Annotated in this window: 17 protein-coding genes; 12 read left to right on the forward strand and 5 right to left on the reverse strand. The window is 71.6% G+C overall.

From position 1 onward, the window contains the following. The first annotated feature begins 77 nt into the window (after positions 1 to 77). Entirely contained in the window at positions 78 to 677 is a 600-nt protein-coding gene (pdxH, locus tag CEK68_RS00455) for a pyridoxamine 5'-phosphate oxidase (RefSeq protein WP_017910874.1), read from the forward strand. 70 nt (positions 678 to 747) lie between these two features. Continuing rightward, complete coding sequence (locus CEK68_RS00460; RefSeq protein WP_152238210.1) at positions 748 to 1,548, forward strand: cobalamin-binding protein; 801 nt, start codon at positions 748 to 750, stop codon at positions 1,546 to 1,548. Between the two features lie 143 nt (positions 1,549 to 1,691). On the opposite strand, the gene CEK68_RS00465 is transcribed toward CEK68_RS00460, so the two are convergent. Further along, positions 1,692 to 3,077 carry an MFS transporter gene (locus CEK68_RS00465; RefSeq protein WP_152238193.1) on the reverse strand — a complete coding sequence of 462 codons (1,386 nt, stop codon included), beginning with the start codon at positions 3,075 to 3,077 and terminating at the stop codon, positions 1,692 to 1,694. Between the two features lie 101 nt (positions 3,078 to 3,178). Here CEK68_RS00465 and soxR point away from each other — a divergent pair, with 101 nt between their 5' ends. Continuing rightward, complete coding sequence (soxR, locus tag CEK68_RS00470; RefSeq protein ID WP_010344143.1) at positions 3,179 to 3,616, forward strand: redox-sensitive transcriptional activator SoxR; 438 nt, start codon at positions 3,179 to 3,181, stop codon at positions 3,614 to 3,616. A 212-nt stretch (positions 3,617 to 3,828) separates the two neighbouring features. On the opposite strand, the gene CEK68_RS00475 is transcribed toward soxR, so the two are convergent. From CEK68_RS00475 to CEK68_RS00490, 4 genes are all read right to left on the reverse strand, one after another. Next, positions 3,829 to 4,107, reverse strand: a complete 279-nt coding sequence (locus CEK68_RS00475) for an oxidative damage protection protein (RefSeq protein ID WP_017912227.1) — start codon at positions 4,105 to 4,107, stop codon at positions 3,829 to 3,831. A gap of 41 nt (positions 4,108 to 4,148) precedes the next feature. Then, the gene (gene mutY, locus CEK68_RS00480) at positions 4,149 to 5,210 is read right to left on the reverse strand and encodes an A/G-specific adenine glycosylase (protein ID WP_152238194.1); all 1,062 of its coding nucleotides are present in this window, start codon (positions 5,208 to 5,210) and stop codon (positions 4,149 to 4,151) included. Positions 5,211 to 5,372: 162 nt separating this feature from the next. Beyond that, complete coding sequence (gene ftsY, locus CEK68_RS00485) at positions 5,373 to 6,740, reverse strand: signal recognition particle-docking protein FtsY (RefSeq protein WP_152238195.1); 1,368 nt, start codon at positions 6,738 to 6,740, stop codon at positions 5,373 to 5,375. Between the two features lie 408 nt (positions 6,741 to 7,148). After that, a complete protein-coding gene (locus CEK68_RS00490; protein ID WP_017911046.1) occupies positions 7,149 to 7,856 on the reverse strand; it encodes an AraC family transcriptional regulator in 708 nt (235 codons plus the stop codon). A 172-nt stretch (positions 7,857 to 8,028) separates the two neighbouring features. Here CEK68_RS00490 and CEK68_RS00495 point away from each other — a divergent pair, with 172 nt between their 5' ends. The 9 genes from CEK68_RS00495 (at position 8,029) to CEK68_RS00535 (ending at position 19,120) form a co-directional block, all read left to right on the forward strand. Further along, the gene (locus tag CEK68_RS00495; protein ID WP_152238196.1) at positions 8,029 to 8,970 is read left to right on the forward strand and encodes a proline racemase family protein; all 942 of its coding nucleotides are present in this window, start codon (positions 8,029 to 8,031) and stop codon (positions 8,968 to 8,970) included. Then, on the forward strand, positions 8,967 to 10,067 hold the full coding sequence (locus CEK68_RS00500; protein WP_152238197.1) for an FAD-dependent oxidoreductase: 1,101 nt from the start codon (positions 8,967 to 8,969) through the stop codon (positions 10,065 to 10,067). The genes CEK68_RS00495 and CEK68_RS00500 overlap by 4 nt, the downstream gene beginning before the upstream one ends. Beyond that, on the forward strand, positions 10,064 to 10,312 hold the full coding sequence (locus tag CEK68_RS00505) for a (2Fe-2S)-binding protein (RefSeq protein WP_010343411.1): 249 nt from the start codon (positions 10,064 to 10,066) through the stop codon (positions 10,310 to 10,312). Before CEK68_RS00500 ends, CEK68_RS00505 begins: the two co-directional genes overlap by 4 nt. Then, positions 10,305 to 11,675 carry an FAD/NAD(P)-binding oxidoreductase gene (locus tag CEK68_RS00510; RefSeq protein WP_152238198.1) on the forward strand — a complete coding sequence of 457 codons (1,371 nt, stop codon included), beginning with the start codon at positions 10,305 to 10,307 and terminating at the stop codon, positions 11,673 to 11,675. The genes CEK68_RS00505 and CEK68_RS00510 overlap by 8 nt, the downstream gene beginning before the upstream one ends. After that, entirely contained in the window at positions 11,672 to 12,577 is a 906-nt protein-coding gene (locus CEK68_RS00515; protein WP_150411089.1) for a dihydrodipicolinate synthase family protein, read from the forward strand. Before CEK68_RS00510 ends, CEK68_RS00515 begins: the two co-directional genes overlap by 4 nt. A gap of 1 nt (position 12,578) precedes the next feature. Next, positions 12,579 to 14,171, forward strand: coding sequence for an aldehyde dehydrogenase family protein (locus tag CEK68_RS00520; RefSeq protein ID WP_152238199.1), 1,593 nt, complete (start codon positions 12,579 to 12,581; stop codon positions 14,169 to 14,171). Beyond that, on the forward strand, positions 14,168 to 15,376 hold the full coding sequence (locus CEK68_RS00525; RefSeq protein ID WP_152238200.1) for a Xaa-Pro peptidase family protein: 1,209 nt from the start codon (positions 14,168 to 14,170) through the stop codon (positions 15,374 to 15,376). The genes CEK68_RS00520 and CEK68_RS00525 overlap by 4 nt, the downstream gene beginning before the upstream one ends. A gap of 82 nt (positions 15,377 to 15,458) precedes the next feature. Beyond that, positions 15,459 to 17,291 carry a DUF885 family protein gene (locus CEK68_RS00530; protein WP_152238201.1) on the forward strand — a complete coding sequence of 611 codons (1,833 nt, stop codon included), beginning with the start codon at positions 15,459 to 15,461 and terminating at the stop codon, positions 17,289 to 17,291. Continuing rightward, entirely contained in the window at positions 17,288 to 19,120 is a 1,833-nt protein-coding gene (locus tag CEK68_RS00535; RefSeq protein ID WP_152235768.1) for a DUF885 family protein, read from the forward strand. The genes CEK68_RS00530 and CEK68_RS00535 overlap by 4 nt, the downstream gene beginning before the upstream one ends. Positions 19,121 to 19,171 lie beyond the last annotated feature (51 nt).

The raw sequence follows: 19,171 nt of genomic DNA on the forward strand, positions 1-19,171 counted from the left end.
GGGCCTCGCGCGGCGAAGCGTGCGTCGCGCGGTGCATGGCGCGACAATGGCGCATCGTCCGCCGAGTGCCTGTCGCCATGCCCGATCTCTACGCCGAAGCCTTGTCCACGTTCGCCGACCTGTTCGCCGAGGCGCGCACCAGCGACGAGGCCGAATACAACGCCATGGTCGTGTCCTCGGCCACGCTGGAGGCGCGCCCCTCGTCGCGGGTGGTGCTGCTGAAGGCCTACGACGCGCGCGGCTTCGTGTTCTACACCCATCTGGACAGCCAGAAGGGCCGCGAGCTGCAGGCCAATCCGCAGGCCTCGCTGCTGTTCCTGTGGCGGCGCATGCGCGAGGACGGGGTGCAGGTGCGCATCGACGGCGAGGTGCAACTGGTCGCCGCGGCCGAGGCCGATGCCTATTTCGCCTCGCGCCCGCGCATGAGCCAGATCGGCGCCTGGGCCTCGGCGCAGTCGCGCACCTTGGCCTCGCGCGAGGAATTCGAGGAACGCGTGGCCAAGGCCGAGGCCACCTTCGAGGGTCGCGAGGTGCCGCGCCCGGACGGCTGGGGCGGGTTTCGCGTGGTGCCGCGCAGTTTCGAGTTCTGGTACGGCGCCAAGTACCGCCTGCACGAGCGCTGGCGCTACGAGGCCGACGCCGCCGGCCATTGGAGCAAGCGGATGCTGTTCCCGTGAGCGGCGCCGGCCCGGTCTGCCGCGGCACCGCCGCCGCGGTGCGCGCGTGCTCGGGCGGGGCGCACTGAGCGTGGGCCCGCAGCGCATCGTCTGCCTGACCGAAGAGCCGACCGAGACGCTGTACGCGCTCGGCGAACAGCAGCGCATCGTCGGCATCAGCGGCTTCACCGTGCGCCCGCCGCAGGCGCGCCGCGACAAGCCGAAGGTCAGCGCCTTCACCAGCGCCAAGATCGGCGAGATCCTCAAGCTGCAGCCGGACCTCGCCATCGGCTTCTCCGACATCCAGGCCGACATCGCCGCCGAACTGGTACGGCACGGCGTGGAAGTGTGGATCGCCAACCATCGCAGCGTCGACGGCATCCTCGACTACATCCGCCGGCTCGGCGCGCTGGTCGGCGCCGGGCCACGCGCCAATGCCTACGCCGACGAACTGCAGCGCGGCCTCGATGCCATCGCCGCGCAGGCCGCCAGCTTGCCGCGGCGGCCGCGGGTGTACCTGGAGGAATGGGACGAGCCCATCATCACCGGGATCCGCTGGGTGGCCGAACTGGTGGGCATCGCCGGCGGCGACGACGTGTTCCCGGAACTGTCGGTGCAGCCGCTGGCCAAGGCGCGGATCCTGGCCAACGGCGACGAGGTGGTGCGGCGTGCGCCGGACATCATCCTCGGCTCATGGTGCGGTAAACGCTTCCGTCCCGAGCGCGTCGCCGCGCGGCCTGGCTGGTCGGCGATGCCGGCCGTGCGCGACGGGCAACTGTTCGAGATCAAGTCGCCGCTGATCCTGCAGCCGGGGCCGGCGGCCCTCACCGACGGCGTGCGTGCCATCGCCGACATCGTCCAGGCCTGGGCCAGGGGCGTGGGCGCGCGCTAGGGCGGGCCCTCCAGGCCAAGAGCCGAACCGGCGCGACGTCCGTGCGTCGCCGCGGCATCGCTCCGCGAACGGATCGCTCTTCCTCGATCCTGCTTGTGGCGCGCGCCACCACGCCGCGGCGGGCGCCGGACGCGACGATTCCGTTAGCCAGGCGCCGGCTGGGTACGGCCGGCGATGCCCAGGCCGAGCAAGGCCATCAGCGCGGCAACGGCGAAGGTCGACAGGTATGCAGCGGCGGCCGAGTACGCCAGCAGCGCGGCGAACAGCGAGCCGCCGACCGCCAGCGTGGTCGCCACCGCGATCGCCTCGCTCAACTGCAGCGCCGAACTGTTGCGGCCCTGCCGCGCCGGCGGCGACAGGGTCAGGGTCAGCACCGCCAGGGTCGGGTAGATCAGGCCCATGCCCAGGCCGGTCGCGGTCCAGCCGCCGATCGCCAGCGCTGCCGGCACTGCCGGCAGCAGCGCCAGCGTCGTGGTCGCGATGCCCAGCGCCATCAGCGTGCAGCCCAGCCGCAGCCGCCGCAGGCGGGTGGCATCGCGGCCGTAGTGGCCCTGGTACCAGGAACCGGCGAACCAGCCCAGCGCGCCGGCGCTCAGCGCCACGCCGGCCCACACCGGCGACAGCCCGCGCTCGCGCGACAGCAGCAGCGGCAGGAACGCCTCGCAGCCGAAGAACGCCGAGCCGGCGATGCCGCGCAGCGCGATCACGCTGGGCAGGCCGCGCGCGGCGCGCAGGGTGCCGGCCGGCAGCAGCCGCCAGGTGCACAGCGCCAACAGCGCCAGCGCCGACGGCAGCAGCAGCGCCGCCCACAGCCCACGCTGTTGGCCGCCCAGGTACAGCAGGCAGACGCCGGCCGCGGCGCCCAGCGACCACCGCCGCGCCGCGCCGCTGGCGCCGTCCGCGCTCGCGGCGGGCGGCAGGCGCCGCAGCGCCGGCCACAGCAGCGCCGCCGCCGGCAGCGCCAGCAGCGGTACCGCCAGGAACACCCAACGCCAGCCGACGTGCTCGACGATCAGCCCGCTGATGCTGGGTCCGATCAGCGACGGCACCACCCAGCCGGCGGAGAACGCGGCGAACATGCGCGGGCGGATCGCCTGCGGATACAGCCGCGCGACCAGCACGTACAGCACGACCGAGATCGCGCCGGCGCCCAGGCCCTGCACCAGCCGGCCGGCCAGCAGAAATCCCATCGACGGGGCGAAGCCGGCCAGCAATAGGCCGCAGACGAAGCAGGCCAGGCCGGTCCATAGCGGCGTCGCCGGCCCGTGCAGGTCGCTCCAGCGCCCGGCCACGGTCATGCCGATCACGCTGGTAGCCAGGGTCCCGCCGAAGGCCAGCGCGTACAGCCGCAGGCCGTCCAGTTCGCGGGCCACGGTCGGCATCGCCGCGGCCACCGCCAGCGCCTCGAAAGCGATCAGCGACACCAGCGCGACCATGCCGATGGTGGTGGCGCGGTAGGCCGGCGCCAGCACGGAGCCGGCAGCGGCAGGGTCGGGTGGAGCAGTGGCGGTGGTGGCGTGGTCTTGCATCGGCGAACCAGGGAAAAAGGGTGGACGTCTGCCGGCGGCGACTTGCGTGGGCGCGTGCAGCCCGTGCAGCATGCAACCTCAACCGGACTCGAGGTCAAGCGATGCAGGAGGAACTGAGCGTCGGACAGGTCGCCGCGCGCAGCGGAGTGGCCGTGTCGGCGCTGCATTTCTACGAGAGCAAGGGCCTGATCCGCAGCATGCGTACCGCCGGCAACCAGCGCCGCTACACGCGCGACGTGCTGCGCCGGCTTGCGGTGATCCGCGTGGCGCAACGCGTCGGCGTGCCGCTGGACAGCGTCAAGGCCGCCTTCGCGCAGTTGCCCGACGCGCGCACGCCCACCCGCGCCGAGTGGGCCCGGATGTCGGCGGTGTGGCGCGAGGAACTTGACGCGCGCATCCTGCAGCTGACCCGCCTGCGCCACCAGCTCACCGACTGCATCGGCTGCGGCTGCCTGTCGCTGCGCCGCTGCCGGCTCAGCAACCCGGCCGACACCCTGGCCGCGCACGGCGATGGTCCGCAGCGCTGGGCGGAGGAGTGAGCGGCGCGTCCGCGCGCAGCGAGCACGCGTGATGCCGCTGCGGCCGCCGGCGTGGCTTTCGTAGGAGCGGCTTCAGCGGCAACGGGTGTTACCTGTAAGGCCCTGTCACGGCTGAAGCCGCTCTTACGAGATCGGGTGAGGTGCGACGAACGCAGGCGCTTGGCAGTGTCTGAGCGTCGGTGCGTGGGAGTGACGCGACGACGCGGTGGTGCTCAGGAGGCCTGGTCGGGCGCCACGTAGCCGTCGGGCTTGTCGGCGCCGCCCTGGAACAGGAACTTCTCCAGTTCCGCTTCCAGGAACGCGCGGTGCTTGGGATCGCGCGGCGACAGCCGGTTCTCGTTGATCAGCATGGTCTGGTGCGCCAGCCAGGCCTGCCAGCCGGCCTTGCCGATGTGCGCGAACACGCGCTTGCCGAGCTCGCCGGGATAGGGCACGTAATCGAGCCCTTCGGCGTCGCGTTGCTGGTACTGGCAGAAGACGGTGCGGGACATGTCAATTCCTGGCGGTGCGTACGGCGGCGCGCGCTGGCGCGCTAGAGGCCGTCGAGCAGTTTGCGGATCGGTGCGGGCAGGCCCAGCGTCGACAGGTCGGCGCGCGCCACCCAGCGCAGGTCGTCATTGTCGCCCAGCGCATCGCCCATGGCGACCTTGCGCAGGCGCAGTGGCTGCAGGTGCAGGCGGTAATGGCTGAAGGTGTGCACGATCGGCGGCAGCGCTTCGGCGTCGTCGTAGGCGCGCCCGCGCATCCAGCGTGCGTACCAGGCGCGCAGCTCGCTGTCGGTGTCGGCCTGCGGCAGGGTCCACAGCGAGGCCCAGATGCCGGTCGGCGGACGCCGCTGCAGCAGCAGTTCGCCGGCGGCGTTCTCCAGCAGCAGCGCCAGCGCCTCGCGCTCGGGCAGGGTCTTGCCCGGCTTGGGCGTGGGCAGCGCCTCGACCAGGCCGTCGCGGCGCGCTACGCAGTCGTCCTGCAACGGGCACAGCACGCAGGCCGGGTTGGCGCGGGTGCACAGGGTGGCGCCGAAGTCCATCTGCGCCTGGGTGTAGTCGGCCATGCGTCCGTCCGGCACGGCGGCCACGTGGGCGTGCGCGAGCGCCCACAGCGGCTTTTCCACCGCTGGCAGGCCGGGGTAGCCGGCGATGCCGTGGTAGCGGGTCAGCACGCGCTTGACGTTGCCGTCGAGGATCGGGAAACGGTCGTTCCAGGCCTGGCTGAGGATCGCGCCGGCGGTGCTGCGGCCGATGCCGGGCAGCGCATGCAGGGCCTCGAAATCGCGCGGCAGCTCGCCGCCGTGCAGTTCCACGCAGCGCTTGGCGGCGGCGTGCAGGTTGCGCGCGCGGGCGTAGTAGCCGAGACCTGCCCATTGCGCCATCACCGCGTCGTTGTCGGCGGCGGCCAGTGCCGGCAGGGTCGGGAAGTGCTGCAGGAAGCGCAGGAAGTAGGGGATGACCACCGCCACCTGGGTCTGCTGCAGCATGATCTCCGACAGCCACACCCGGTACGGACTGCGCGGATGCTGCCAGGGCAGGTCATGCCGCCCGTGGCGGTCGAACCAGGCGAGCAGGCGGGTAGGGAAGGTGTCGGGAGGCTGGCGCATGCTGGCGTCGAAGTTCCTTCTCCCCTCGGGAGAAGGTGGCCCAAAGGGCCGGATGAGGGTACGGGCGAAGCCTGGTGCGGTTTGAGTAGCGCCAGTGCCGGCATGGTTGGCTCCGCCGCACCCTCACCCCAACCCCTCTCCCGGAGGGAGAGGGGCTCAATCTCACGCGCCCAGGGCGTCGGGCAGCAACGCGTCGACGAAGGCTTCGGCGTCGAACACGCGCAGGTCTTCGGGGCGTTCGCCGATGCCGGCGAAGCGGATCGGGATGCCGAATTCGCGGGCCAGGGCGAACACCACGCCGCCCTTGGCGGTGCCGTCGAGCTTGGTCACCACCAGGCCGGTGACGCCGACCGCGGCGTGGAACTGGCGCAGTTGCGACAGCGCGTTCTGGCCGGTGGTGCCGTCGATGACCATCAGCACCTCGTGCGGGGCGCTGGGGTCGAGCTTGCCGAGCACGCGGCGGATCTTGCCCAACTCGTTCATCAGCCCGGTCTGGGTGTGCAGGCGGCCGGCGGTGTCGGCGATCAGCACCTCGGTGCCGCGCGCCTTGCCGGCCTGCAGCGCATCGAAGGCCACCGAGGCGGCGTCGGCGTTCTGGCCCTGCGCGATCACGGTCACACCGTTGCGCTCGCCCCAGGCCTGCAACTGCGCTACCGCGGCGGCGCGGAAGGTGTCGCCGGCGGCCAGCATCAAGCTGTGGCCCTCGTCCTTGAAGCGCTTGGCCAGCTTGCCGATGGTGGTGGTCTTGCCGACGCCGTTGACGCCGACGGTCAGCACCACGAAGGGCTTTGCATTGCGGTCGATCTGCAGCGGCCTGGCCACCGGCTGCAGGATCGCCAGCAGGTCGGCGCGCAGCGCCTGCTGCAGCGCCCTGGCGTCGGCGAACTCGCGCGCCTTCATGCGCTTGCGCAGGCTCTCGATCAGCGCGGTGGTGGCGGGAATGCCGACGTCGGCGGTGATCAGCGCGGTCTCGATCTCGTCGAGCAGGTCGTCGTCGAGCTTGGGGTTGCGCGAGAACAGGCTGCCGACGCTGCGCGCGAAGCTGCTGTTGCGCAGACGCTCGCGCCAGCCGGGCTTGCCGGCCGGCGCGGCAGGCAGCGCGTCGCTGCGGACGAGGTCGGCGTCGGCTGCGGGCACGGACGCGGTGGCCGGCGCTGGAGCCGCGGGGGCGGGCGTTGGCGTCGGCACGCTCGGTGCCGGCGCGGCGGCCGGGGCCGGCACATAGGCCTGCGGTGGCGGCGTGGGCGCTGCGGGCGGCAGCGGGGTCGGTTGCGGCTGCGGCACCGCGACCGGGGCCGGCGCCTGTACGGGATGTTCGGCGACCGGCGCGGACGTCGGCTGCGGGGTGGCGGCGGGCGCGGGAGCGGCGGGCGCTGCTTCAGCGGCAGGCGGCGCCGACGGCGCAGGCGCAGCGGGTTCGGCGCTTGCCGGCTTGGGGAAGGCGGCGGCCAGTTCCTCGATGCTGTAGCGCTGCGTGCGGCTCTCGCCGGCGTTGTCCTGGGGCTTGTTGCGGCGGAATAGGCTGACCATGGATGACGCGTGGACCGGAAACGAAGAATGCTACCACTTGCGACCTGAGCGGCCGGTGCAGCGGGCGAGCTGGGATGGTTGGCAAGGTGGGCTTCGGGCGTCGCGACTGCGTGTGTCGCGCCAGGCGCGGTTCCTGGCCCTTTGCGGGATCAGCCGCGACAGGCGGGTGCCCACTGAAGCACAGTCGCAGGGTGCAGTTGCGGAATTGCCATGGTTTTTCGACGTAATGGCTCCGCCGCACCCTCACCCCAACCCCTCTCCCGCAGGGAGAGGGGCTTGTCACTGTGGGCGTGGGTGTTCCTGGGGAGTCGAAACTGCTCCTGCGACAGCCTCAACAGGGTCGCGATCCCAACGCCCGCATTCAGCCAAAAAACCAATCCCGATTCCCCAATCCCCATTCCCGGCTTTTCACAGCTTGCCCTTCATCGACCGGTAGTCGCGCGGGGTCATGCCGACGGTGGCCTTGAACTGGCGGGCGAAGGCGCTCTGGTCGGCGAAGCCGCACAACTGGCCGATGCTGGCGATGCTGTCGTCGCCGTGCAGCAGGCGCATCGCCGCTTCGATGCGCATCTTGGTCAGCAACTGCTGCGGGGTCAGCTGGAACACGCGGCGGAAGTGCCGCTCCAGTTGCGCCACCGACAGCTCGGCCAGGTCGGCCAGGGTCTGCACGCGCAGGTTGTCGCCGTAGTGCGCCTGCATGTGTTCCATGGCGCGGCTGATGCGCTCGTAGGCGGAATGGCGGCTGTCCGGCTGGCCCAGGTCGCGGGAGATGCCGACCACGCCGATCACCTCCTCGCCCTCGCACAGCGGGCGCTTGAAGGTCAGGCACCAGCCGGGGGTGCGGTTGGGGAACAGGTGCACTTCCAGCTGGTTCTCGATCACCTCGCCGCACAGCACGCGCCGGTCCTGCATCAGGTAGCTGCCGCCCAGCGGCAGCGGGAACACGTCCGCGGCCGACTTGCCGATCAGGTCGGCGCGGTATTTCTTGCCCAGCCGCCGCACCAGGGTCAGGTTGACGTGGGTGTAGCGGCCGTCGCGGTCCTTCACGAAGAACACCACGTCCGGCAGGGCGTCGAACAGCGTCTGCAGTTCCAGTGCCGAAATCAGAGTGTCCATGGCGTTCACCTGCGGAAGTGGGCGGCGGTGCGGGCGCGCCGCCGCGCGTCCCCCGAATGCCGATGCTAGCCTAAGTCGGCACCGGCGGGCGTCGCCGGGTTGTGCGAACTTCCGCATTGGCGACAGGCAAACGCTGCTAGCCGGCGACGGTGCCGGATGTGAGCATGGCCCCATGCATACACTCGATGTCATCGACTCGCACAGCGCCGGCGAACCGACCCGTGTCGTCGTCTCCGGCTTCCCCGATCTGGGAACCGGTTCCCTGGCCGAGCGCCGGGAGCTGTTCCGCACGCGCTTCGACGCCTGGCGCAGCGCCATCGCCTGCGAACCGCGCGGCTCGGACACCATGGTCGGCGCGCTGCTGCTGCCGCCGGTGGCCGCCGATGCCTGCGCGGCGGTGATCTTCTTCAACAACGTCGGCTACCTGGGCATGTGCGGCCACGGCACCATCGGCCTGGTGCGCACGCTGGCCGAACTGGGCCGGCTGAGCGCGGGCACGCACCGCATCGAGACGCCGGTGGGCACGGTCGGCGTGGAACTGCACGCCGACGGCCGCGTCTCGGTCGACAACGTCGAGAGCTACCGCCACGCCACCGGCGTCGAAGTGCAGGTGCCCGAGTACGGGCGCGTGCGCGGCGACGTCGCCTGGGGCGGCAACTGGTTCTTCATCACCGAACAGACCCCGTGCGCGCTGGAACTGCGCCACCAGCGCGCGCTGACCGCTTACACCGAGGCGCTGCGGCTGGCACTGGAGGCGGCGGGCATCCGCGGCGCCGACGGCGGCGAGATCGACCACATCGAGATCAACGGGCCGGCGCCGGACGCCAGCGCCGACGCGCGCAACTTCGTGCTGTGCCCGGGCCTGGCCTACGACCGGTCGCCCTGCGGCACCGGCACCAGCGCCAAGCTGGCGTGCCTGGCCGCCGACGGCAAGCTGGCGGCGGGCCAGGTGTGGCGGCAGCAGGGCATCCTCGGCAGCGTGTTCGAGGGCAGCTACACGGCCGGTGCGCGCGGGGTACTGCCGCGCATCACCGGGCAGGCCTACATCACTGCGCGCGCGCAGTTGTCGATCGATCCGCAGGATCCGTTCGCCTGGGGCATCGGCGCCGCATGAGCGGTTTCGACCTGATCGTCGTCGGCGCCGGCATCGTCGGCGCGGCCTGCGCCGATGCGGCGGCGGCCGCCGGCCTGCGCGTGGCGATCGTCGAGTCGGGCAGCATCGGCGGCGGCTCCACCGCCGCGGCGATGGGTCATCTCGTGGCGATGGACGACGATCCGGCGGAACTGGCGCTGTCGGCGTACTCGCTGCGTTTGTGGGAAGAATTCGCGCCGCTGCCGGAGGCCGAGTTCAGCCGCTGCGGCACGCTGTGGGTGGCGCGCGAGGCGCGCGAACTGGAGGCGATTCCGGCCAAGATCCAGCGGCTGGCCGCGGCCGGCGTGCACGCCGAAGCGCTCGATGCGCAGCGCTTGTACCAACTGGAGCCGGCGCTGGTGCCGGGCCTGGCCGGCGGCATGCGCGTGGCCGCCGAGGCGGTGGTGTATCCGCCGCGGATGGCGCGCTACCTGGTCGAGCGTGCCTGCGCCGCCGGTGCGCAGCTGTACGCCGGGCGTCGCGCCACTGCGCTGGCCGATGCCGGCGTGCGTCTGGACGACGGCAGCGCGCTGCATGGCCCGGTGCTGGTCGCCACCGGCTGCGCCGTGCCGGAGCTGTTGCCGGAACTGCCGATGCGCGCGCGCAAAGGGCAACTGGTGATCACCGACCGCTATCCGGGCTTCGTCGCCCATCAATTGCTGGAACTGGGCTACGCCGACAGCGCGCACGGCAGCGACGGCAGCAGCGTGGCGTTCAACGTGCAGCCGCGGCCGACCGGGCAGATCCTGATCGGCTCCTCGCGCGAATTCGATGTGACCGACCGCACGGTGTCGATGCCGATGCTGCAGCGGATGCTGGAGCGCGCCTTCGCGTTCCTGCCGGGCCTGCGGCAACTGCAGGCGATCCGGGTGTGGACCGGCCTGCGTCCGGCCACGCCGGACGGGCGCCCGTACCTGGGCGCGGTGCCGGAGCGGCGCGACGTGTGGGTCGCGGCCGGCCACGAGGGCCTGGGCGTGACGACGGCGCTGGGCAGTGCGCGCCTGCTGCTGGACCAATTGCTGCAGCGGCCTACGGCCATCGACGCGGCGCCGTACGCGCCGGCGCGGGCGCTGGCATGAGCGCGCGCATGTTGCGCCTGCAGGTCGACGGCCGCGATGTCGAAGTGCTCGACGGCAGCAGCGTGGCCGCGGCGGTGGCGCAGGTGGCCACGCATTTCCGCCGCTCGCGCAGTGGGCAACCGCGCGCGCCGCTGTGCGGCATGGGCGTGTGCGCCGAGTGCCGGGTGCGCATCGACCGCGTCGGCCAGTTGCGCGCCTGCATCACCCCGGCGCGCGACGGGATGCAGGTGTGGACCGATGGCTGAGCCGCGCACCCACTTCGAGGTCTTGGTGATCGGCGCCGGGCCGGCCGGGCTGGCGGCGGCGCTGGCGGCGGCCGGGCATGGCCGCCGCGTCGGCCTGGTCGATCTGCAGGCGCGTGCCGGCGGGCAGATCTGGCGCCACGACGTGGCGCAGGCGCCGCCGCGCCTGGCCGCGCGCACCCTGGCGCAGCTTGCGGCCAGTGCGGTGACCTTCCTGCCGCAGACCCAGGTATTGCTGGCGCAGGACCGGCAACTGCTCACCGATGGACCCGATGGCTCGCGCTGGCTGGGCTACGACGCGCTGGTGCTGGCCACCGGCGCGCGCGAATTGCTGTTGCCGTTCCCGGGCTGGACCCTGCCCGGGGTGACCGGCGCCGGCGGCGCCCAGGCGCTGGCCAAGCAGGGCTGGCCGCTGCGCGGACGGCGCGTGCTGGTCGCCGGCAGTGGGCCGCTGCTGCTGGCCTCGGCGGCGACGCTGCATCGCCACGGCGCGCAGGTGCTGGGCATCGTCGAACAGGCACCGTGGCGCGCGCTGGCCGCATTCGCCGCGCAGCTGCCGCTGCGCTGGCCGGACAAGGCGCTGCAGGCGCTGGCGCTGCGCACGCAACTGGCCGGGGTCGGCTACCACGCCGGCAGCGTGGTGCTGGCCGCGTACGGCGAGGGCCGCGTGCAAGAGGCGGAGATCGACGGCCCGCGCGGCCGCCGCCGTCTCGCCTGCGATCAACTGTCGGTGGGCTACGGCCTGGTGCCGAACGTGGAATTGGCGCAACTGCTGGGCTGCCGGCTGGGCCGCAGCGGCGCGCATCCGTGCGTGGCGGTGGATGCGCAACTGCGCACCAGCGTCGACGGCGTGTACGCAGCGGGCGAGGCGCTGGGCATCGGCGGGCGCGATTGCGCGCGGGTGGAAGGCGCCATCGCCGGCCACCTGGCCGCCGGCCAGGACGCCGCTGCGCAGGCGCTGCAGCCGCAGCGGCGACGTGCGCGCGCCTTCGCTGAACTGCTGCAGCGCCAGTTCGCGCTGGATCCACGCATCCACGCGCTGGCCGCGCCGGACACGCTGGTGTGCCGCTGCGAAGACGTGCCGCTGTCCGCGCTGCAGGGCCATGCCGACCTGCGCGACGCCAAGCTGGCCTCGCGCTGCGGCATGGGCGCCTGCCAGGGCCGCATCTGCGGCAGTGCGCTGACCGAACTTGGCCTGGCCACGCGCGCCGCCGATTTCTCCGACGACGGCCGCCGGCCGCCGCTGTTCCCGGCGCGTCTGGACGCGCTGGCCCATCCCTGTCCGGATCCCGGTCCGGACGCCGATTCCGTCGCGTCCTCGCGCGCGGCCTCCCTTCGCAACTCTCCACAAGGTGTACTTCCATGAGCAAGGCTTCCTTCTGGTACGGCGTGCTGCCGGCCATCACCACCCCGTTCAACGCCGACGGCAGCATCGACCACGCGTTCCTGGCTAAGCATGCGCAGCTCATGATCGACGCCGGCTGCACTGCGATCGTGCCGCTGGGCTCGCTGGGCGAGGCGGCCACGCTGAGCTTCGACGACAAGCTGGCGGTTCTGAAGACCCTGGTGCAGGCGGTCGACGGCCGCATCCCGGTGGTGCCGGGCATCGCCGCGCTGTCCACCGACGAGGCCGTGCGCCTGGCGCAGGCGGCCAAGCAGGTCGGCTGCGGTGGCCTCATGGTGCTGCCGCCGTACGTGTATTCCACCGACTGGCGCGAAATGGGCGCGCACATGCGCGCGGTGATCGCCGCCACCGACCTGCCGGCGATCCTGTACAACAACCCGATCGCCTACAAGACCGATTTCAGCCCGGCGCAGATCGCCGAACTGGCCGCCGAGTTCCCGAACCTGCAGGCGGTGAAGGAATCCTCGGGCGACGTGCGCCGCTTCGCCGCGCTGGGCGAGTTGCTCGGCGACCGCCTGGTGCTGCTGGTGGGCATGGACGATGCGATCGTCGAAGGCCTGAGCATGGGCGCCAAGGGCTGGATCGCCGGCCTGGTCAACGCGTATCCGAAGGAGTCGGTGAAGCTGTTCGAGCTGGCCCGCGACGGCGGCTACCCGGCGGCCAAGGCGCTGTACGACTGGTTCCTGCCGCTGCTGCGCCTGGACACCGTGCCCAAGTTCGTCCAGCTGATCAAGCTGGTGCAGGAGAAGGTCGGCCTGGGCAGCGAGCGCGTGCGCGCGCCGCGGCTGGTGCTGGAAGGCGCCGAGCGCGAGGCCGCGCTGAAGGTCATCGACCACGCCATCGCCACCCACCCTGGGCACTGAGATGAGCACGCAACCGCTGTTGCTGGCCGGCCATTGGCAGGCCTCGCTGGAAGAGCGCGGCAGTTTCCGCGCCGAGGATCCGCGCGACGGGAGCGAGTTCGGCCCGTCGTTCCCGATCAGCGGCGCCGCCGATCTGGAAGCGGCGCTGAGCGCGGCGGCGCTGAGCGCCGATGCGCTGGCCGCGGCCGCGCCGGAACGCATCGCCGGGTTCCTGGATGCGTACGCGGACGCGATCGACGCCGACGTCGAACGTCTGGTGGCGCTGGCCCATGCCGAAACCGGCCTGCCGGTGGAGCCGCGCCTGGCCAAGGTGGAGCTGCCGCGCGCCAGCGGGCAGTTGCGCCAGGCCGCGCAGGCAGTGCGTAGCCACAGCTGGGCGCAGCCGGTGATCGACACCGCGGCGGGCCTGCGCGCGCAGCTGGGGCCGCTGCACAAGCCGGTGCTGGTGTTCGGTCCGAACAATTTCCCGTTCGCGTTCAACGCGGTGGCCGGCAGCGATTTCGCCTCGGCCATCGCCGCGCGCAATCCGGTCATCGCCAAGGCGCATCCTTCGCATCCGGCCACCAGCCAGCGCCTGGCCCAGCTCGCGCACCAGGCGCTGCTGGCCAACGACCTGCCGGCGGCGACGGTGCAGTTGCTGTATCACTTCGATAACACGCTGGGCCTGGAACTGGCAGGCGATCCGCGGCTGGGCGCGATCGGCTTCACCGGCAGCCGTGCCGGCGGGCTGGCGCTGAAGGCCGCCGCCGACCGCGCCGGGGTGCCGGCCTATGTCGAGTTGTCCAGCGTCAATCCGGTGTTCCTGCTGCCGGGCGCGCTGGCCGAACGCGGTGCGGCGCTGGCGCAGGAGTTCTTCGCCTCCTGCACCATGGGCAGCGGCCAGTTCTGCACCAACCCGGGCATCGTGGTGGTGCCCGAGGGCGAGGCCGGCGATGCCTTCGTCGCCGCGGCCACCGCGCATTTCGCCGCGGCCGCGCCGGCGCTGCTGTTCTCGCGCGGCGTGCTGGAGCATCTGCAGCGCAGCGTGGGTACGCTGCGCGATGCCGGCGCCACGGTGCTGGCCGGTGGCGAGGCCGATGCAGGTCCCGGCTATCGGCATGCGCCGACCCTGCTGCAAGTGTCGGCCGAGGCCTTCCTGCAGCAGCCCGAGGCGCTGCAGACCGAGGCGTTCGGCCCGGTCAGCCTGATCGTGCGCGGCGGCGGGTTGGGGCAGTTGACCGCCCTGGCGCGCAGCTTCGAGGGCAATCTCACCGGCACGCTCTATCGCGCCGCCGATGGCAGCGACGACATGGCCTTCGCCGCGCTGGCCGCGGCGCTGCGTCCGCGGGTCGGTCGCCTGATCTGCAACAAGATGCCGACCGGCGTGGCGGTGAGCCCGGCGATGAACCATGGCGGCCCGTATCCGAGCACCGGCCATCCGGGCTTCACTGCGGTCGGCATGCCCGCGGCGATCCGCCGCTTCGCCGCGCTGCACAGCTATGACGGCGTGCCCGACGCGCTGCTGCCGCCGTTGCTGCGCGATCGCAATCCCGGCGGCGTGCAGCGCTTGATCGACGGCAGCTGGAGCACCGCCGACGTGGAGCCGCGCGCATGAGCGAGCAGGTCCAGATCGGCGGGTTGACCCTGGAGCAGGCGCACGCACAACTGGCGCCGTGGCCGCACCGCGCGCCGGCGATCCAACAGCAGGAGTACCGGCAGCGCCTTGCCAACGCGCGTGCGCTGATGCGTGCGCACGGTGCCGACGCGCTGCTGATCGGCGCCGGCGCCTCGCTGCGCTATTTCACCGGCGTGCCGTGGGGCGCCAGCGAGCGCCTGGTGGCGATGTTGCTCACCGCCGAAGGCGATCCGCTGCTGATCTGCCCGGCGTTCGAGGAAGGCTCGCTGGACGCGGTGCTGTCGGTGCCGGTACGCAAGCGCCTGTGGCAGGAGCACGAGGATCCGCACGCGCTGGTCGCCGAGGCCTTGCTGGAACTGGACGCGCAGAGCCTGGCGCTGGACCCGGGCGTGGCCTTTGCGGTGCACACCGGGCTGACGGCGGTGCTGGGCCGGATCGCCATCCGCGATGCGGCGGCCATCGTCGACGGTTGCCGCATGCGCAAGTCGCCGGCGGAACTGGCGCTGATGCAGCAGGCCTGTGACATGACCCTGCAGGTGCAGCGGCTGGCCGCCGGGCTGATCCACGAAGGCATCACCACCGCGGAACTGACCCGCTTCATCGACCAGGCGCACCGCGCGCTCGGTGCCGACAACGGCTCGACCTTCTGCATCGTGCAGTTCGGCCATGCCACCGCGTATCCGCACGGCATTCCCGGCGTGCAGGCGCTGCGCCCGGGCGAGCTGGTGCTGATCGATACCGGTTGCACGGTGCAGGGCTACCACTCCGACATCACCCGCACCTACATCTTCGGCGAGCCCAGCGAGAAGCAGCGACGCATCTGGCAACTGGAGCACGACGCGCAGGCGGCGGCCTTCGCCGCGGTGCGGCCGGGCGTGGCCTGCGCGGTGGTGGACGAGGCCGCGCGCAAGGTGCTGCAGCGTGCCGGGCTCGGCCCGGACTACCAGTTGCCGGGGCTGCCGCATCGCACCGGCCACGGTTGCGGCATGAGCATCCACGAGGCACCGTACCTGGTGCGCGGCAATGCGCTGGCGCTGGCCCCGGGCATGTGTTGCAGCAACGAGCCGATGATCGTGGTGCCGGGCGAGTTCGGCGTGCGCCTGGAGGATCATTTCTACGTCACCGAGGACGGCGCGCAGTGGTTCACGCCCCCGTCGCCGGCGATCGACCGGCCGTTCGCCTGATGCGCAGGGCGGCCGCCTGCAACGTTTGCGCGGCGGCCGCCGCGGTGTGTCACGGGCGCGTGCCGCCCTGCGGAGTTCCTCGATGAAGCACATACGTCTGCCCGTCGTCGGCATGCTGGCACTGGCCCTGCTGAGTGCCTGTCAGCCGTCGGCACCGTCGGCGCCTTCCACGCCGGCGGCAACGGCGCCGGCCAAGGCAAGCACCTCGCCGTCGCAGGCCTTCGCCGCGCTGCTCGACGCGCAGTGGCAGTACCAGCTCGAACACCATCCGGAGTTCGCCAGCATCATCGGCGACAGCCGCTACAACGATCGCTGGAGCGACTATTCGCTCGCTGCGCTGGAGGCCGAACGCCAGGCCACCGCTGCGTTCCTGGCGCGCTTCGATGCGATCGACGGCAAGGCGCTGTCGGCGCAGGAGCAGTTGAGCCTGCAGATGATGCAGCGGCAGTTGCGCGACCGGCTGGAGGCGATCGCGCTGAAGAACGACGAGATGCCGCTGGAGCCGGTCGGCGGCATCCAGGTGGCGCTGCCGGGCTATGCGCAGGCGTTTCCGTTCGCCAGCGTCAAGCACTACGAGGACTACATCAAGCGCCTGCAGGCGATCCCGGCGCTGCTCGACCAGGTGGTGGCGTTGTCGCGCGCCGGCGCCAGGGACGGGCTGGTGCAGCCGAAGTACCTGCTCGAGCGCATTCCCGCGCAGGTACGCGAGATCGCCGCACCGGCCGGGGCCGACAGTCCGTTCGCCGCGCCGCTGCAGCAGTTCCCCGCGGCAGTGCCGGAGGCCGAGCGGCCGCGCCTGCGCGCGGCGATGATCGCGGCGATCGACCAGCAGGTGCGCCCGGCCTATCGCAAGCTCGCCGACTTCGTCGCCGACGAATACGCGCCGCAGGGCCGTGTCCACGAAGGCCTGTGGTCGCTGCCCGATGGTGCGCGCCGCTACCGCTTCGCGATCCACACCCAGACCACCACCGATCAGTCGCCCGAGCAGATCCACCAGACCGGCCTGGCCGAGGTCGCGCGCATCGAGGGCGAGATGGGCGTCATCGCCAAGCAGCTCGGCTATGCCGACCTGCCGGCGTTGCGTCAGGCGGTGGCCCATGACCGCAAGTTCTTCGCCAGTTCGTCCGAGCAGATCCTGCAGCGCTACCGCGACGACATCGCGCAGATGCAGCCGCAGTTGCCCAAGCTGTTCGGCACCTTGCCGAAGACGCCGCTGGAGGTGCGCGCGATGCCGGCGTTCCGTGCCACCGCGCCCGGTGCCGAGTACTGGCAGAGCGACGCGCAGGGCAGCAAGCCGGGGCTGGTGATGGTCAACACCAGCGACTACGCGCACCGTACCCTGGTCAACATCGAGGCCACCGCCTACCACGAGGGCGTGCCCGGTCATCACCTGCAGATCTCGCTGGCGCAGACCCTGCCGCTGCCGCCGTTCCGCCAACAATCCAGCTACAACGCCTACGTGGAAGGCTGGGCGCTGTACGCCGAGAAGCTGGGCAAGGAGGTGGGCTTCTACCGCGATCCGTACAGCGACTACGGCCGCCTGGCCGGCGAACTGCTACGCGCCAACCGACTGGTGCTGGATACCGGCGTCCACTACAAGCGCTGGACGCGGCAGCAGATGATCGACTTCTTCCACGCGCATCCGTCCGACGACGAGCCCAGCATCCAGGCCGAGACCGATCGCTACATCGTCTGGCCGGGCCAGGCACTGGGCTACAAGCTCGGCGAACTGGACATCCTGGCGCTGCGCGAGAAGGCCAGGCGCGCGCTGGGCGAGCGCTTCGACATCCGCGCCTTCCACGATGCCATCCTCGGCGGCGGCGCGATGCCGCTGGACCTGCTGGACGCGCGCATCGATGCCTGGATCGCCCAGGTCCAGGCCGGCACCCCCGCCACTTCGGAGACTTCGCGATGACCTCCCGTTCCCGACTGCGCACGGCGCTGGCCCTGGCCATCGCGTGCACCCTGGCCTGGCAGGGTGCTGCCGCCGCCGCGCCGGCAAAGACCGCCGCGCCGGCGGCCGCTGCCCCCGCCGGCGATGCCGGCGCGCGCTTCAAAGCGCTGTACCAGCGCGAGTGGAAATGGCGCCAGGAGCAGTTCGCCGGCGCCGACGACGAGGACGCGCAGGGACAGGCCGCCGATCACCTGCCCAAGGTCGATCCGGCCACCCAGGCGCAGCGCACCGCCTACTGGCAGCAGACGCTGCATGATCTGGATGCGATCGACCCGGCGCAGTTGTCGGCGCAGGACCAGGTGAACTACCAGGTCTATCGCCAGCAACTGCAGGTGCTGCTCGACCAGCAGCGGTTCCGCGCCTGGGAAATGCCGTTCAACAGCGACACCGCGTTCTGGAGCGACCTGGGGTTCACTGCGCGCGCCACCCTGCGCAACCGCGAGGACTACCAGCGCTATCTCGGACAGCTCGCCGACATCCCGCGCTACTTCGACGAGCAGATCGCCAACATGCGCGCCGGCCTGGCGCGCGGTTTCGCCCAGCCCAAAGTGACCCTGCAGGGCCGCGACCAGTCGATCGCCGAGGTCGCGCAGGCGCCTGGCGAGACCAATCTGTTCTACACCCCGTTCAAGCAGATGCCGGCGACGATCCCGGCGCCGCTGCAGGCGCAGTTGCGCGCGCAGGCGCGCACGGCGATCGCCCAGCAGGTGGTGCCGGCCTACGCCAAGCTGCTGCGTTTCATGCGCGAGGAATACCTGCCCAAGGCACGCCCGGCGCTGGCCGCCGAATCGCTGCCCGACGGCGCGGCGTACTACCGCGCGCAGATCCGCGAATACACCACGCTCGACCTCAGCCCCGAGCAGATCCACGCGGTGGGCCTGAAGGAGGTGGCGCGGCTGCGCAAGGAGATGGACCAGGCGATCGCCGACAGCGGCTTCAAGACCCCGCCGGGGCAGCAGACCTTCCCGGCGTTCCTGCACTACCTGCGCACCGATCCCAGGTTCTACGCCAAGACCCCGGAAGAACTGCTCAAGGACGCGGCGTGGATCGCCAAGCGCGTGGACGGCAAGATCGGCGACTACATCGGCCGGCTGCCGCGGCAGCGCTTCGCGATCGAGCCGGTGCCGGCGGACCTGGCGCCGTTCTACACCGGCGGCCGCGGTGGCCCCGGCATCTACCTGGTCAACACCTACGACCTGCCGTCACGGCCGCTGTACAACCTCGCTGCGCTGACCTTGCACGAGTCCTCGCCTGGTCATGCGCTGCAGATGCCGTTGGCGGCCGAGCAGGACAACCTGCCGGATTTCCGCCGCTACACCTTCATTTCCGCGTATGGCGAGGGCTGGGCGGTGTACTCGGAATACCTGGGGCAGGAGATGGGGATGTACGACACCCCGTACGACCGCTTCGGTTACCTGACCTACCAGATGTGGCGTGCGTGCCGGCTGGTGATCGACACCGGCATTCACCACGACGGCTGGACGCGGGAGCAGGCGCAGGCGTTCCTGCGCGACAACACCGCGCTCAGCGAGCACGAGGTGACCACCGAGGTCGACCGCTACATCGCCTGGCCCGGCCAGGCGCTGTCGTACTACCTGGGTGAGTTGAAGATCCTGGAGCTGCGGCGCAAGGCGGAGCAGGCGCTGGGCGAGAAGTTCGACATCCGCGCGTTCCACGACGCGGTGCTGGAGACGGGCTCGGTGCCGCTGCCGGTGCTGGAGCAGCGCATCGACCGGTTCATTGCCGAGGGTGGGAAGTCGCCTTGGTCGAAGGAGGCGGCGAAGCAATAGCCCCTCTCCCTCCGGGAGAGGGGTTGGGGTGAGGGTCGGGGCGCGAAGCGC

It is taken from the genome of Xanthomonas sp. LMG 12461, from assembly GCF_009192935.1.
GTDB lineage: Bacteria > Pseudomonadota > Gammaproteobacteria > Xanthomonadales > Xanthomonadaceae > Xanthomonas_A > Xanthomonas_A sontii.

Coding starts and splice junctions, on each gene's coding strand:
- pdxH (WP_017910874.1), top strand. CDS start 78: ATGCCCGATCTCTACGCCGAAGCCTTGTCCACGTTCGCCGACCTGTTC.
- CEK68_RS00465 (WP_152238193.1), bottom strand. CDS start 3,077: ATGCAAGACCACGCCACCACCGCCACTGCTCCACCCGACCCTGCCGCT.
- soxR (WP_010344143.1), top strand. CDS start 3,179: ATGCAGGAGGAACTGAGCGTCGGACAGGTCGCCGCGCGCAGCGGAGTG.
- CEK68_RS00475 (WP_017912227.1), bottom strand. CDS start 4,107: ATGTCCCGCACCGTCTTCTGCCAGTACCAGCAACGCGACGCCGAAGGG.
- mutY (WP_152238194.1), bottom strand. CDS start 5,210: ATGCGCCAGCCTCCCGACACCTTCCCTACCCGCCTGCTCGCCTGGTTC.
- ftsY (WP_152238195.1), bottom strand. CDS start 6,740: ATGGTCAGCCTATTCCGCCGCAACAAGCCCCAGGACAACGCCGGCGAG.
- CEK68_RS00490 (WP_017911046.1), bottom strand. CDS start 7,856: ATGGACACTCTGATTTCGGCACTGGAACTGCAGACGCTGTTCGACGCC.
- CEK68_RS00495 (WP_152238196.1), top strand. CDS start 8,029: ATGCATACACTCGATGTCATCGACTCGCACAGCGCCGGCGAACCGACC.
- CEK68_RS00500 (WP_152238197.1), top strand. CDS start 8,967: ATGAGCGGTTTCGACCTGATCGTCGTCGGCGCCGGCATCGTCGGCGCG.
- CEK68_RS00505 (WP_010343411.1), top strand. CDS start 10,064: ATGAGCGCGCGCATGTTGCGCCTGCAGGTCGACGGCCGCGATGTCGAA.
- CEK68_RS00510 (WP_152238198.1), top strand. CDS start 10,305: ATGGCTGAGCCGCGCACCCACTTCGAGGTCTTGGTGATCGGCGCCGGG.
- CEK68_RS00515 (WP_150411089.1), top strand. CDS start 11,672: ATGAGCAAGGCTTCCTTCTGGTACGGCGTGCTGCCGGCCATCACCACC.
- CEK68_RS00520 (WP_152238199.1), top strand. CDS start 12,579: ATGAGCACGCAACCGCTGTTGCTGGCCGGCCATTGGCAGGCCTCGCTG.
- CEK68_RS00525 (WP_152238200.1), top strand. CDS start 14,168: ATGAGCGAGCAGGTCCAGATCGGCGGGTTGACCCTGGAGCAGGCGCAC.
- CEK68_RS00530 (WP_152238201.1), top strand. CDS start 15,459: ATGAAGCACATACGTCTGCCCGTCGTCGGCATGCTGGCACTGGCCCTG.
- CEK68_RS00535 (WP_152235768.1), top strand. CDS start 17,288: ATGACCTCCCGTTCCCGACTGCGCACGGCGCTGGCCCTGGCCATCGCG.